The sequence below is a fragment of the Leclercia sp. CFBP8987 genome (assembly GCF_034044995.2).
Taxonomy (GTDB): Bacteria; Pseudomonadota; Gammaproteobacteria; order Enterobacterales; family Enterobacteriaceae; genus Enterobacter; species Enterobacter tamurae.
Genome location: NZ_CM188255.1, coordinates 2,574,775 through 2,589,117, shown reverse-complemented (window position 1 = coordinate 2,589,117; position 14,343 = coordinate 2,574,775). Strand labels below are relative to the sequence as shown.

The window sequence follows — 14,343 nt, the reverse complement described above, 5'->3', positions numbered from 1 at the left end:
CGGCGCTACGCTTGCGCGGGCCTACGATCCGATTATGCCGACCACCCACCCCCCAGCGCCTTATACAGATCGATCTGCGCCAGCAGCAGATTATTTTTCGCCTGCACCACGCTGGTCTGCACCGAGAACAGCGTCCGCTGGGCGTCGAGCACGTCCAGATAGGACGAATAGCCGTTGTTATAGCGGTTCTGCGCGATCCGCAATGTCTCCTGGGCGACCTCCTGCTGGGCCACCAGTTCGGTCAACTGCTCGCCGTAGCGGGTGATAGCATCCAGACTGTCATTCACCTCTTTAAAGGCGTTGCGCACGGTTTTTTCATAGCTGTAGAGCGCCTGATTACGCTGCGACTGGCCGATATCCACCTGGGCATTCAGCGCCTGCCGGTTCAGGAGCGGGGCCAGAATACTGCCGCCGATACTCCACAGCTCCAGCGGGTTGTCCAGCAGGCCGGGCAGGGTGCGATCCTGGATCGATCCGGTTGCGGTCAGGTTGATCGACGGCAGCAGGCTGGCGCGCGCGGATGCCAGAGAGGCATCGGCGGCGATCAGCTGCCGTTCCGCCTGCACAATATCCGGGCGGCGATTAAGCAGCGACGAAGGCAGCTGCGACGGGATACGCAGCGGAGTCAGGGTGTCGAAATCCGCGCTGCGGGCGATAGCTCCCGGGTTGTTTCCCAGCAGTAGGGTCAGGGCGTTCTCCTGACGGGCAATCTGATTCTGCACCTGCGGGATCTGGGCCCGCGTCGAGCGCAGCTCGGAGTCAGACTGCATCAGCTCCAGACGCGAGCTGTAGCCAGTCTGATACTGCCGTTTCGCCAGGTTGAAGGCCTCTTCCCGCGCTTTGAGGGTCGACTGCGTCACCCGGAGCTGCTCGTCCAGCGCCAGCAGGGTGACATAACCCGAAGCCACCGAGGAGGCCACGGTCAGATCCGCCGCTACCGCCGCCGCTTTTTGCGCCTCGAGCGAGGCCCGGGCGGCATCGGTGGTGCGGCGGTTCACCCCCCAGATATCCACATCATAGCTGGCGGTCAGGCTCCCTTTGTACAGCGCGCCGTAGGTGGGCAAACCGGTGGCCGCCGACTGGGACCGGGCGCGACCCGCATTCAGATCGGCATCGAGGGTCGGAAACAGGTTGCCCTCGCTGGCGTACACCCGGGCCTGATACTCGTTGATCCGCTCCCGGGCAATCAGCACATCGCTGTTGTTGCGCAGGGCCTGATCCACGTAAGCGTTGAGAGGATTGTCGTGAAAATTGCGCCACCACAACTGCTCTGCCGGGCTGGCAGGGCCGGTGCTGGCCCGCCACTGGGCGGGGATCTGCAGGGTGGGTTTCGCCGGGGCGACATCCACCGACTGGCAGGCGCTCAGGGCGGCGGCAATCAGCAGGGCGATGAGCGGGCGGCGGATCATTCTGCCTCCCGGGTATCAATCGTCACCTGCACCGACATTCCCGGGCGCAGCCGTGCCGCGTCTTCGGCCTTGCCGAGCACCTCAATGCGCACCGGGATCCGCTGGGCTATCTTGACGAAATTGCCGGTGGCGTTATCCGGGGTAATGGCGCTGAACTCTACCCCGGTGGCGGGGGAAATGCTCTGCACCCGGCCTTCATAGGCCTGGTCGTTCAGGGCATCGACGGTAAATTTCACCGGCTGGCCGACGCGCAGGTTCGCCAGCTGGGTCTCTTTGATATTGGCGATCACCCAGTGCTGCGGCGGCACCAGGGTGGTGAGGTGGGTCCCGGCGGTAACGTAGGCCCCCAGACGCACGGCAATCTGCCCCAGCTGGCCGTCACGCGGCGCAACGATGCGGGTGTTCTGCAGGTCGATCTGCGCCAGCTCCAGCGCCGCCTTCGCGTTTTCGACATCGGCCTCCAGCGCGGCGCGGTTGACGATCGCGGTCTGCAGATCCTGGCGCGACATCTCCAGGGTGGCTTTCGCCTGGTCGATATCGGCGCTGCCCTGGGCGGCGCTTGCCAGCGCGGCATCCCGCTCACGGATCGACAGCGAACCGTCGGCGGTAAGGTCCTTCACGCGCTTTAAGTCGGCCTGGGTTTTCTGGCTCTGGGCCCGGGCGTTTTTCAGCGCCGCCTCGTTACGCTGGATCACCGCTTCGGCGCTTTTGCGCTGTTGCAGGTTGTTGTTGAGGGTGGCGATTTTCATCGCCAGCTGGGCTTCGGCCTGATGCACCCGCTGGCGGTAGATGCGATCGTCGATCTGCAGCAGCAGGTCGCCTTTCTTCACCTGCTCAAAATCCTGTACCTTCACCTCGGTGATGTAGCCATTCACCTGGGGGCTTATAAAGGTGGTCTGGCCGCGCACGTAGGCGTTATCGGTAAACTGAACGTGGCGGGTAAAGGGCGGTAGCTGCCAGGCGTACAGGATCACCAGCACGCCAACGATGCCGATCGCGGCGGCGGCGAACACTGACACCACGCGCAGATTATTACGGGTATTGGCCTGCTCTTTAGCGGCATCCTGCTGACTCATAACTTCTCCAGAAACATCATTAATTTTTATCCATTACTGACTGCCGGTGGCCTTTTTCAGCGCCAGACGGGCAGTGATGCGCAAGCGCAGCAAGCGCCATAAAATCCAGACCAGCGTGGCGGTGGCAATGCTAGCCGTCAGAAGATAAGTATCGTTGTAAGCGAGAATATTTGCCTGCAGCGTGCTGGCGGTTTGCAGCTGGAGTGCCGACTGGGTGCTCAGCAGGGCGCTGTCGCCAATCTGACTCTGGTACATCTGGCTGTACATTTGCAGCCGTTCAGTCACCAGCGGGTTGAGGCTGGTGAGCTGTTCGGCCAGCAGGCCAGAGTGGTACTTCTCGCGCCAGGTCTGAAAGGTGCCCAGAATGGCGGAACCCAACAGGCCGCCGAGGTTCTGACTCATGCCGAACAGCACCGAAAAGCTGACCAGATTGCGGGGATCGGCAATCACCCCGCCAATCCCCGCCAGCATCGCCGGGGCGAGGAAGAAGGCGCTGCCGAACCCGAGCAGGAACTGGCTCAGCATCAGCTGATCCGGGCGGGTGAGGCTGGTGGACTGGCTGTCGAGCAGGGAGGCGATAATCATCAGCACCAGCGAGGTGACAATCGGCCAGGCCAGTCGGGTCGGTTTGATGGTCAGGCAGCTGACGGCGATGCCGCAGGCGATCCCGGCAAAAATCGCCCATGCCAGGTGAGTCATCTGTTCGTTCTGCAGGCCGACATACTGCAGCCAGCCAATCACCCCGGTGTTCTGCTCCGCCAGCACGATGCGGATCAGCAGCATGATCAGCCCCAGGCGCAGGATGCTGCCGCTGGAGAGCCAGCGGGTGTTCAGCAGCGGGTTGCTGCGGTTATGCTCGAAGAAAATGGCCGAGACGATCAGCACCAGTGAACCCGCCAGCGCCCAGCCGATCCACGGCGCTTCAAACCACCAGTCGACGCGCCCGAGCGACAGCACCGCGCACAACAGCGCCATCCCCGGGGCCAGCAGAATAAAGGTGATGAAATCTTTCTTCTCGAACACTTTGCGCCGGTCGCCGGGAGGCAGCTTGAGGGCGATCACGCAGCCCAGTGAGATCAGGGCCAGACCGAGTTCGAAGAGGTAGAGCCCGCGCCACTCGTCCAGCTGCAGCAGCTCGGTAGAGAACAGCCGCGCAATGGGGATCGCCAGCGACGAGCCGGTGATGCCGATGGTCAGCGCCTTCAGGCGATGTTTCGCTGGCCAGGCCTGAATCTGATAGTAGATGCCCAGCGAACTCAGCGCTGCAGCCACCATGCCGTGGGCGGCGCGCACCATCAGCGCCGAGCTGAGATCGTTGACGAACAGGTGAAAGAAGGTGACCAGCACATACAGAACCAGAAAGCCTTCGGTGAAGGCGCGCAGGCCAAACTGCTGGCGAAACTTCACCAGCAACAGGTTGATCGACACGTTGGTCATCACGTACACCGCCGGTAGCCAGGCGATCTCGGTGGACCAGGCGGAGAAGGTGCCCTGCAAATTTTGCAGGTTGGCCGCAACCATCGCATTGCCCAGCGCCCCGGTCAGGCAGACCAGCAAACCCACCACCCCATAGGCGATGCGCTTCGGGGTGCTGTGCACCGGCGTGGACGGGGAGCCTAACAGCATCGGCTTTTCGTGAGGCTGCCACTCGCGAGGAGCATAGGGGTCGCGTTGGGGCAGTCGCATAGCGGTAATTACCTGTCGCATTAATGAATGGTTAGTGGGCTAATGATTCTACGTCTGACGTAAAGACTGTTTCAAGTGAATATGATCATGCGAGGTTACGCAAATGTGAGCGAAAATATTTCAGAGGGATCCTCTGTTAACCCGTATCCTATGCGTTACTCTGAACTTACTTGCTGGAAGGAGGTAACGATGAGTCTCACAATCTTCCCATCTCTGCCGGATAAAACCCTGGCTGCGGTCAATACCGTCGGGGCCTGGCTCGCTGAGGATAATCTGCCCTTCAATCCACCCGCGCTGCAGCCGGATCTGGTGGTGCTGGCCGGTAATGCGGTGATCCCCTCCATCGACGCGGCCTGTCGTCTGGCGTCGGAGCTGGCCATCCCTCTGCTGATCAGCGGCGGCATCGGTCATTCAACCACCTTTTTATACGCCGCCATTGCGCGGCACCCGCGCTACAACAGGGTGCGTACCACCGGCAAAGCCGAAGCCACCATCCTGGCGGAGATCGCCCGGGAGTTCTGGCATATTCCACCGGAGCGTCTGCTGGTGGAAGATCAGTCCACCAACTGCGGTGAAAATGCCCGATTCAGCGCCGCCACCATCACCCATCATCACCTGACGGTGAAGCGCGGAATTGTGGTCCAGGACCCCACCATGCAGCGCCGTACCATGGCGACCTTTGCCCGGGTCTGGCGCGATAAGCCCGATGCCCCGGCGTGGACCAGCCATCCCGGTATCGTGCCGCAGCTGCAGAACAGCGAGGAAGGGCTGGTATTCCGCGGCGGCGGCGAGGGGTTGTGGCCGGTGGAACGCTATCTCTCCCTGGTGCTGGGTGAGCTCCCGCGCCTGCGCGACGACATCAACGGCTATGGCCCGCTCGGCCGCGATTTCATCGTTCATGTCGATATTCCTGCTGAGGTTGAGACCGCCTGGCAGATCCTGCGCAACGACGTCATTCTCACCGAGGCGCTGGTCAGCCGCTCCCTGCTGTAACACGTTGCCCGTTTGCGATGACTTTCCCGCAAACGGGCACGCTTTTGTTGTCGACTTGTAATTATTTCCCCCTGCTGATCCGTTTCTTTTATGAGATATCTCACAAAAACAGCGCGATAGACTGGGATTGCGGATCGGGAACTGTAGTTTTTAACAATAATTTTACTTGTTAAAAACAGTGCAATTACAGGAGCAGGTCATGACAGTACCCGTACAACATCCTATGTATATCGATGGACAGTTTGTAGCCTGGCAGGGTGATGCCTGGATTGATGTGATCAACCCGGCCACCGAAGAGGTCATTTCCCGTATTCCCGACGGCAGCGCCGAAGAGGCCCGCAAGGCCATCGACGCCGCCGAGCGCGCCCAGGCTGACTGGGAGGCGCTGCCGGCCATCCAGCGTGCGGGCTGGCTGCGTAAAATCTCCGCCGGTATTCGTGAGCGCGCCAGCGAGATCAGCGCTCTGATCGTGGCCGAAGGCGGCAAAATTCAGCAACTGGCGGAGGTGGAAGTAGCGTTCACCGCCGACTATCTCGACTACATGGCCGAGTGGGCGCGCCGCTACGAAGGCGAAATTATCCAGAGCGATCGCCCGGGTGAAAACATCCTGCTGTTTAAGCGCGCGCTCGGCGTCACCACCGGCATTCTGCCGTGGAACTTCCCGTTCTTCCTGATTGCCCGCAAGCTGGCCCCGGCGCTGCTGACCGGCAATACCATCGTCATTAAGCCGAGCGAGTTCACGCCGAACAACGCCATCGCCTTTGCCAAAATCGTCGACGAGATTGGCCTGCCGAAAGGGGTCTTTAACCTGGTGCTGGGCCGCGGCGAAACCGTGGGTCAGGAGCTGGCGGGCAACCCGAAAGTGGCGATGGTCAGCATGACCGGTAGCGTGGGCGCAGGCGAGAAGATCATGGCCGCCGCGGCGAAGAACATCACCAAAGTGTGCCTGGAGCTGGGCGGTAAAGCCCCGGCTATCGTGATGGACGATGCGGATCTGGAGCTGGCGGTCAAAGCGATTGTCGACTCGCGGGTGATCAACACCGGGCAGGTGTGTAACTGCGCCGAGCGCGTGTATGTCCAGAAGGGCATCTACGACCGCTTTGTGAACCGTCTTGGCGAGGCGATGAAAGCCGTGCAGTTTGGCAACCCGGCCGAGCGCAACGACATCGCCATGGGGCCGCTGATCAACGCGGCGGCGCTGGAGCGCGTGGAGCAGAAAGTGGCCCTGGCGGTGCAGGAGGGGGCGAAAGTGGTGCTGGGCGGTAAAGCGGTAGAGGGTAAAGGCTATTATTACCCGCCAACACTGCTGCTCGACGTGCGTCAGGAGATGACCATCATGCACGAAGAGACCTTCGGACCGGTGCTGCCAGTGGTGATGTTTGACACTCTGGAAGAGGCACTGAAGATGGCCAATGACAGCGACTATGGCCTGACGTCGTCGATTTATACCCGGGATCTGAACGTGGCGATGAAAGCCATCAAAGGACTGAAGTTCGGCGAAACCTACATCAACCGCGAGAACTTTGAAGCGATGCAGGGCTTCCACGCCGGCTGGCGTAAATCCGGGATCGGCGGGGCGGATGGCAAGCATGGCTTGCATGAGTACCTGCAGACTCAGGTGGTCTATTTGCAGTCCTGAGCCTGAAGATGCCCGGCGGCGCTTCGCTTGCCGGGCCTACAAAACCGACCCCGATCCCGTAGGCCGGGTAAGGCGTAGCCGCCACCCGGCGTTACAGGCTACACCTTTGTCGCAATCCAGTTCATCATCAACTCTGGCCAGACGGCCACCGGCAACCCCTGGGCATCGCGGATGCCGAACCCGTGTTTTCCTCGCTCGAAGATATGCATCTCCACCGGCACCCCCAGGCGGCGCAGGGCGCTGAACATCCCCAGGCTATTCTCAACGTTTACTGCCGGGTCGTCGGCGGCGTGCAGCAGGAAGGTTGGCGGCGCCTCGCGGGTGGCGCGCTCCTCCAGCGAGTAATGGTGGATCTGCGCCTCTGTCGGGTTATCCCCGATCAGCTCATGACGTGAACCAGAATGATGATGCGCCTCGCGCATGGTGATTACCGGATAAACCAGCGCCATAAAGGCCGGACGGGCAGGGAACGCATCGGCGGCGTCCATTGGGGCATACACCGCTTCATCGTGCCGGGTGCCGAGGCTCGCCGCCACGTGCCCACCCGCAGAGAAACCCAGTACGCCAATGCGGGTCGGATCCAGCTTCCACTCCTGAGCCCCGGCGCGAATCACCCGCATCGCCCGCTGAATGTCGGCCAGCGGCGCGTCGGCCCCTTCTTCGTGACCATCCCCCGGCATACGGTAGGTCATCACAAACAGGGTATAACCGCGGGCATTAAAGAACGCGGCCAGCGCGCTGCCCTCTTTATCCAGCACCACGCGGCGATAAGAGCCGCCGGGTGCCACCAGAATACCCACGCCGTTAGGGCGGGCAGGGGCGTAAACGGTGATCTCCGGCGCGCGGATGCCAGTAACGGCGCGATCGTAGTCGGAGGTCCCGGTATGGCGGGGTTCAGGGGTAAAAACGGCGTCGCTGGTGCGTGCGCCAGGGGCTTCATTATCGGGCCAGATGGTAAAGGTGGTCGATCGACCCACGGCTTGCGCCATCTGTTGTTCTAATGTGTCGCGGCTCAGTGCTTCCATGATAAGGCTCCCTCTCTGGAAAGCCTTTGTTATATCAGGGTTAACAAAATGAAAACCAGCACCGACTCACAGGTTGCGGACAGCAGGGCTGTCCGCGGCGTGTTTACAGGGCAGCGAACTTATCTAAGGTACGCACCAGCTGGGTTACAAACCCATATTCGTTATCGTACCAGGCCACGGTTTTCACCAGCTGGACGTCGCCCGCGTCGGTGACTTCCGTCTGGGTGGCATCGAAGATCGAACCAAAGTTTGAGCCGATCACATCCGACGAGACAATCTCTTCATCGGTATAGCCAAAGGACTCGTTGCCTTCGGTGGCTTTTTTCAGCGCCTGGTGGATCTCATCCACGCTCACTTTTTTCTCCAGAATCGACACCAGCTCGGTCACGGAGCCGGTTTTGACCGGCACGCGCTGGGCATGGCCCTTCAGCTTGCCGCTCAGCGCGGGGATCACCAGCCCGATGGCCTTCGCCGCGCCCGTAGTGTGCGGGATGATATTTTCCGCTGCGGCGCGTGAGGCGCGCAGATCTTTCCCGCGCGGGCCATCCACCAGCGCCTGGGTGCCGGTGTAGGCGTGGATAGTGGTCATGGTGCCAGCTTTGATGCCAAACGAATCGTGCAGCACTTTCGCCAGCGGTGCCAGGCAGTTGGTGGTGCAGGAGGCAACTGAGATAATGGTGTCGCTGGCCTCGATGGTGTCGTCATTGACGTTAAAGACGATGGTTTTCATCTCCCCGGCCGGGGCGGAGATCAGCACTTTTTTAGCACCGGCATCCAGATGCGCCTGCGACTTCTCCTGAGAGGTGTAGAACCCGGTGCACTCCACCACCAGATCCACCCCGGCGGCTTTCCACGGGATATGTTTCGCCTCTTTCTCGGCGTATACCGAAATGGATTTACCGTCGACGATCAGGGAGTCTTCCGTAAAGTCCACGCTCCAGGGGAAGGGGCCATAGTTGGAGTCGTGTTTTAGCAGGTAGGCCAGCACTTTCGGTGACGTTAAATCGTTAATTGCCACGATGCTGTTACTGTCCTGAGTTTCCAGTAACCGACGAAGAACCAGTCGGCCAATGCGACCAAATCCGTTAATGCCAATCTTACTCATGATCTTCTCCTGTGTGATGGACGGGACGTTGAACTCATCCAGGATTAGACCATGAAGCCCAGCGAGGCAATTGAAGATGGCTCATCTGCGCGGAAGTTTTTGAAAAGGCGGGGACAATAAATAATGAATTTTTAACTGAAGCTGGTTATTTTACCTTTTTGTTAGCCTTCTATTCAGGAAAGACTATGCGCAATAAATACACCGGCCTGCAGATTGCAATTCACTGGCTGGTTTTTCTGCTGGTGATTGTGGCCTACTGTGCCATGGAGTTTCGCGGCTTTTTCCCGCGCAGCGACCGCCCGCTGATCAACATGATCCACGTCTCCTGCGGTATCTCGATTCTGGTGCTGATGGTGGCACGCCTGCTGGTACGTCTTAAGTATCCTGCGCCGCCGATCGTGCCGAAGCCAAAACCGATGTACATCGGCTTATCCCATCTGGGCCACCTTGCTATCTACCTGCTGTTTATTGCCCTGCCGCTGATTGGCCTGGTGATGATGTATAACCGGGGCAACACTTGGTTTGCCTTTGGGCTGGGGATGCCGCACACTGCCGAAGGCAATTTCGACCTGGTGGACACGCTGAAAGCCTGGCATGTCACCCTGGCGAACCTGGGATACTACATCATCGGCATTCACGCTTTTGCCGCGCTGCTTCATCACTACTTCTGGAAAGACAACACCCTGCTGCGCATGATGCCGAAAAAGCGTTAAGGGCAGCCGGTGTCTCATCAACAGCGTAAGGTGCTGGTTGCCACCGGCATCGGCCATTTTGTCGAATGGTTCGATTTTGGGCTCTACGGTACGCTGGCAACCATCATTGGCATGCAGTTCTTCCATACCAAGGACCCGGCGACGGCGCTGCTCTCATCGTTTGCCGTGTTTGGCGCCGGGTTTGTGATCCGCCCGCTGGGCGGACTGTGGTTTGGCTCCCTTGGAGACCGGATCGGGCGGCGCAAGGTGCTGGCCACCGTGATCCTGCTGACCTCCGGCGCCACCTTTACCATTGGGTTACTGCCCACCTACGCGCAGGCCGGGCTTTTCGCCACGGTCCTGCTGGTGCTGGTGCGGATGATCCAGGGGTTTGCCGCCGGAGGCGAAAGCGCAGGCGCCACCACCTTTCTGGCCGAATTTGCCCCCGCCAGTCGCCGGGGCTACTTCACCTGCTGGACCGACAGCTTCGGCTTTATGGCCTTTGTCGCCGGATCGGGCCTGGTGCTGCTGCTGACCGCGCTACTGGGGGAGGCGGCGATGAACGACTGGGGCTGGCGCATTCCGTTCCTGCTGGCCGGGCCGCTGGGCTGGATTGGCCTCTATCTGCGCAACCATCTTCAGGACTCCCCCGAATTTGAGGCGCTGCGGAAAAGCCATCAAACGGAACCTGCGCCGCTGCACAGGGCCGTCACCACCGGCAGGCGGGCGCTGGGCTTCTGCATCGGGTTTGTGGCGATCAAGGCGGTGGTGCACTGGATGCTGCAAACCTTTATTCCTGCTTATCTGGTGGCGACGCTGCACTTCCCGGCGCTGGATGCGTATACCATCACCACCCTCGGGCTGTTGGCCGTCGCCGTGCTAGTGCCTTTTATGGGCTACTTATCGGACAGGGTTGGCCGTAAGCCGCTGATGCTGGCGGGATGTCTCGGGTTGATCCTCTTCGCCTGGCCAGCCATGACGCTGATGGCGAGCGGGGAGATGTTCCCGGCGGTGCTGGGGCTGCTGCTGGTGGGGCTGTGCATTGCCGCCTTTGACGGGGCCAGCAATGCGGCGATGGCGGAGCTGTTCCCGACCCGGATCCGCTATGGCAGCATGGCGATCGCCTATAACCTTGCGGTGGCGTTGTTTGGCGGGATAACGCCGTGGTTGCTGGCCTGGCTGCTGACCGCGACCGGCAATCCGCTCTCGCCAGCGCTGTACGTGATGGTGGCGGCGCTGATTACCCTTCTGACGGTGCTGCGTGCCAGAGAGACTGCCGGGCTGCCGCTGCGGGCATAAAAAAGCCCGGCGGGGAAGGCCGGGCGAACAACAAAGCACAACAAGTTTTTCATCACTTAACAGATACTTACTTCAGGTCGCGGCGCGCCATGGCGTTGACCAGATACGACTGACGCTGGCTGAGCCTCACCTCACTGCTGGCGTCATTATCTCTTCTGAGCTGGAGTGCCGGACCGCTATCCGGTGAACGGGTACGCTCAGCGTCTCCCGGAATTATCCAGCCGACATCATCACTGGTGCGATGATTATTACGGGCATTGCGAACTCGTCTTCTTAAATGCAGCATATAACCTCCGCATAATTCATCGAACTGCCTGTTAATGGCGCGGTATTTATACCGCTCTGTTCGCCTCAACTATATTGTCTGACAAAAGAGGTCAGACCGAGAATATATTGTGAAACTTACGCCGCTGGTTTACGACCACCGCCCCGGCTATTTTGTCCGCCTTTTTTTCCCGCTTCGGATGCGCGCTGCGGGTCATTTTTAAAATTCCCGCCGCTGCTCTGTCCACCTTTGCGGCCGGCCTGGGATGCACGCTCCCGGTCTTCTGCGAAATTGCCGGAACCGCCTCGATGTTTAGTCATAACATGTCTCCAGTGTTTCGTTGAAAATATTTACTGAGAGGAAATTAACCTCTTCAAATGTGTGCACAAATAAATGTAGACAGAACGGCAGAAAGTTCAATAAGCCATTCGGCGCGATTTTATTCGCGGTCTGCATATATTTTAGGCGCTTTCGGCGGCGGGGGAGAATATATCGACGCTAATAAATAAGTTAGCAAAAGTTACATGCGGGCCGAATAATTTCAGCCTTAATTTCTACTGTGATGCAGACCCGGAAAAATAAGCCTTATGGACATAATTAAGACAACTCTTAATAAGCGGGGCAGGCCTAACGGCTCTGCTCCAGCTCCACCGCCGCGCGAACCTGCATTAACGCCTGGCGTAAATTATCCACCGTCACCGATCCCAGGGCGATGCGGATCGCCTGCGGCACCGTGCCGGAGGTGGAGAACGGCTCGGCGGTCGAGACGGAGATGTTGTTGTCCATCAGCGCTTTCACCACCCGATCGGCTCGGGCCTCGTCCGCGAGGGGCAGCCACGCAAAGTACGATTCGGGATGGGTGATGCAGGGCAGATCCCCCAGCACCGCGTTGAGGACGGCTTGCCGCTGCCGGGCGTCGCGTCGTTTCAGGGTTTCAAACCGGGCCACGGTGCCGTCCTGGATCCAGTGACAGACCATGGCGGTCATGACCGAGGGGGTATTCCAGGTGGTGGCCCGGATGGCTCTCTCCAGCGCCGGGCGCAGATCCGGCGGACAGACCACCGCCCCGACCCGCAGACCGGTCGCCACATTTTTGGAAAAGCCGGTGACGTAGACCGTCCGTTCCGGAGCGAAGCTGGCGACAGGGGGCGGCGGGCGGCGGATCAGCCAGCCGTAGGCGGTGTCTTCGACGATCAGCAGATCGTGCTGCCGGGCAATCTCTGCCAGCGTCCTGCGCTGCTCCCGGCTCAGCACCCAGCCCAGCGGGTTGTGCAAGGTGGGCATGGTGTAAACCGCACGCACCTGACGCCGCTGACAAAGCTGGCGTAACGCCGCCAGGTCCGGGCCGGTTTCCGTGCAGGGAATGGCGAGCAGTTCCAGATGATAGAGCGCCGCCAGGGCCTTAAAGCCCGGGTAGGTGAGGGCGTCTACCGCCACCACGTCGCCGGGCCGGAGCAGCCCCATCACGGTGACGGTCAGGCCATGCTGAGCCCCGTTCACGATCAGCACGTTATCCCCCGAGGGTTGAAAATGTGGCCCCGCGAGGTGCGCGGCGACAATCTCCCGCTCGGTCTGCCTGCCGGCATGGGGCTGATAGCGCAGATGCGCTTCAATATCGCCCCCGGCGGCGACCTGCCGGAGCGCCTCCCGGAGCAGTTCCCCCTGGCCCGGCAGGGCGGGATAGTTGAAGTTCAGATCCAGCACATCGCTGGCAACCGCATGCTGATCGATCCCCTGGCCCGACGGCAACAGGATCTCCCTGACGAAGGTGCCGCGTCCGGTTTCCCCGCTCGCCAGCCCCATCTTCTCCAGCTCGGCGTAGACCCGCGTCGCGGTGGCGAGGGAGATATGTTCCCGGGTGGCGAGCGTGCGGTGGGTGGGCAGGCGGGTACCTGCCGGGATCTGCGCCGAGCGAATCAATCCGGCGTAGCGATCCACAATCTCTTTGTAGCGCGCTTTCATCAAATGTATCCATGACAATAATTTGATTGTATTGAATGAGCGAGACTACCATCGGCTCCACAGAGGCTCAAGATCGGGAAGATAAGGGTAATGAATATTGCAGTAGATAAAAACGCGCTTTCAGGCTGGCTCAACGGCCTGCTGGGCGTCGTCATTTTCAGCGGTTCCTTGCCCGCCACGCGGGTTGCGGTGCAGGATTTCGATCCCTTTTTCCTGACCTTTGCCCGGGCCTCCCTTGCCGGGATGGTGGCCCTGATCCTGATCCTGATCCTGGGATGGCGGGAAAAACGCCCGCCAGCCGCGCGGATTGTGCCGCTGATGATGGTCTCCCTGGGCGTGGTGGTCGGTTTTCCGCTGCTGACCGCCCTGGCGTTGCGGCATGTCACCGCCGCCCACTCGATTGTGTTTCTCGGGCTGCTGCCGCTGATGACCGCCATTTTCGCAGTGCTGCGCGGCAATGAGCGTCCTGCCCGGGCCTTCTGGATCTTCTCGGTGCTGGGCAGCCTGCTGGTGATGGGATTTGCCCTGTCGCAAGGCGCATCGCTCTCCCTGACGGGCGATCTGCTGATGCTCGCGGCGGTGATCGTCTGCGGCCTGGGCTATGCCGAAGGGGCCGCGCTCACCCGCGAGTGTGGCGGCTGGCAGGTGATCAGCTGGGCGCTGATCCTGGCGCTGCCGTTTATGGTGGTGGCCTCCTTGCTGATGATGCCTGTATCCTTCAGCGACATCGGTATTCCAGCCTGGGCCGCGCTGGGTTATGTGTCGCTGTTCAGCATGCTGATCGGGTTTATCTTCTGGTACAAAGGGCTGGCCCAGGGCGGGATCGCCGCCGTCGGACAGCTGCAGCTGCTGCAGCCGTTTCTCGGGCTGGCGCTGTCCGCCACGCTGCTGCATGAGAGGGTTAGCCCGCTGATGATGTTTATCACCCTGGGTGTGATTTTATGTGTGATTGCCTCGCGGAAATATGGCCGCTGAAGGTAGAGCTGCTCCCTCTCCCTGAGGACTATACGGGCCGGGAACATGCGCTCTCGCTGTTTTGCGAGACACCTTCCGGTAATGTTTTTCCTGGCTTGTCGCCTCGATCTTCCCGCAGTATGTTTTTGTTGCGCCTGCAAAGGACGCTGTCATTTTGTGGTTCCTCTCGTTCCTGGCGTAACTTGTCGGTTAGCCATTTGTCAAAGGCTATGATTTA

At 60.3% G+C, this 14,343-nt stretch carries 13 protein-coding genes; 5 read left to right on the top strand and 8 right to left on the bottom strand.

Annotated elements, in window-relative coordinates; genetic code table 11:
* Positions 1-32: 32 nt before the first annotated feature.
* From SOM40_RS12400 to SOM40_RS12390, 3 genes are read right to left on the bottom strand one after another with little or no spacing between them, the layout of a single operon-like run.
* Positions 33-1,409, bottom strand: coding sequence for an efflux transporter outer membrane subunit (locus SOM40_RS12400; protein ID WP_320530052.1), 1,377 nt, complete (start codon positions 1,407-1,409; stop codon positions 33-35).
* A complete protein-coding gene (locus tag SOM40_RS12395; RefSeq protein WP_166182601.1) occupies positions 1,406-2,485 on the bottom strand; it encodes an HlyD family secretion protein in 1,080 nt (359 codons plus the stop codon). The genes SOM40_RS12400 and SOM40_RS12395 overlap by 4 nt, the downstream gene beginning before the upstream one ends.
* A 33-nt stretch (positions 2,486-2,518) precedes the next feature.
* Positions 2,519-4,171 (bottom strand): MFS transporter, encoded by a 1,653-nt coding sequence (locus SOM40_RS12390; RefSeq protein WP_414672276.1) that lies wholly within the window; start codon positions 4,169-4,171, stop codon positions 2,519-2,521.
* Positions 4,172-4,360: 189 nt separating this feature from the next.
* Between SOM40_RS12390 and SOM40_RS12385 the strand changes: the two genes are divergently transcribed.
* On the top strand, positions 4,361-5,164 hold the full coding sequence (locus SOM40_RS12385) for a YdcF family protein (protein WP_106993052.1): 804 nt from the start codon (positions 4,361-4,363) through the stop codon (positions 5,162-5,164).
* Between the two features lie 199 nt (positions 5,165-5,363).
* Entirely contained in the window at positions 5,364-6,803 is a 1,440-nt protein-coding gene (gene aldA / locus SOM40_RS12380) for an aldehyde dehydrogenase (protein WP_106993051.1), read from the top strand.
* Between the two features lie 98 nt (positions 6,804-6,901).
* Here the strand turns inward: aldA and SOM40_RS12375 are convergent, their stop codons facing one another.
* Together SOM40_RS12375 and gap are read right to left on the bottom strand one after the other, a co-directional pair.
* Positions 6,902-7,828 (bottom strand): alpha/beta hydrolase, encoded by a 927-nt coding sequence (locus tag SOM40_RS12375; RefSeq protein ID WP_320530051.1) that lies wholly within the window; start codon positions 7,826-7,828, stop codon positions 6,902-6,904.
* A gap of 103 nt (positions 7,829-7,931) precedes the next feature.
* Positions 7,932-8,933, bottom strand: a complete 1,002-nt coding sequence (gene gap / locus SOM40_RS12370) for a type I glyceraldehyde-3-phosphate dehydrogenase (RefSeq protein ID WP_320530050.1) — start codon at positions 8,931-8,933, stop codon at positions 7,932-7,934.
* 185 nt (positions 8,934-9,118) lie between these two features.
* Between gap and cybB the strand changes: the two genes are divergently transcribed.
* The gene (gene cybB / locus SOM40_RS12365; protein ID WP_320530049.1) at positions 9,119-9,646 is read left to right on the top strand and encodes a cytochrome b561; all 528 of its coding nucleotides are present in this window, start codon (positions 9,119-9,121) and stop codon (positions 9,644-9,646) included.
* Between the two features lie 9 nt (positions 9,647-9,655).
* On the top strand, positions 9,656-10,924 hold the full coding sequence (locus SOM40_RS12360; protein WP_320530048.1) for an MFS transporter: 1,269 nt from the start codon (positions 9,656-9,658) through the stop codon (positions 10,922-10,924).
* Between the two features lie 67 nt (positions 10,925-10,991).
* Here SOM40_RS12360 and SOM40_RS12355 read toward each other — a convergent pair whose 3' ends face one another.
* The 3 genes from SOM40_RS12355 to SOM40_RS12345 all read right to left on the bottom strand — a co-directional run bounded on the left by SOM40_RS12355 (position 10,992) and on the right by SOM40_RS12345 (position 13,151).
* Positions 10,992-11,210 (bottom strand): hypothetical protein, encoded by a 219-nt coding sequence (locus SOM40_RS12355; protein WP_166182596.1) that lies wholly within the window; start codon positions 11,208-11,210, stop codon positions 10,992-10,994.
* 116 nt (positions 11,211-11,326) lie between these two features.
* Complete coding sequence (locus tag SOM40_RS12350) at positions 11,327-11,509, bottom strand: con-10 family general stress protein (protein WP_039028538.1); 183 nt, start codon at positions 11,507-11,509, stop codon at positions 11,327-11,329.
* 307 nt (positions 11,510-11,816) lie between these two features.
* Positions 11,817-13,151 (bottom strand): aminotransferase-like domain-containing protein, encoded by a 1,335-nt coding sequence (locus SOM40_RS12345; RefSeq protein WP_320530047.1) that lies wholly within the window; start codon positions 13,149-13,151, stop codon positions 11,817-11,819.
* A gap of 90 nt (positions 13,152-13,241) precedes the next feature.
* Between SOM40_RS12345 and SOM40_RS12340 the strand changes: the two genes are divergently transcribed.
* Positions 13,242-14,126, top strand: coding sequence for a DMT family transporter (locus SOM40_RS12340; RefSeq protein WP_312079602.1), 885 nt, complete (start codon positions 13,242-13,244; stop codon positions 14,124-14,126).
* The last annotated feature ends 217 nt before the right edge of the window (positions 14,127-14,343 follow it).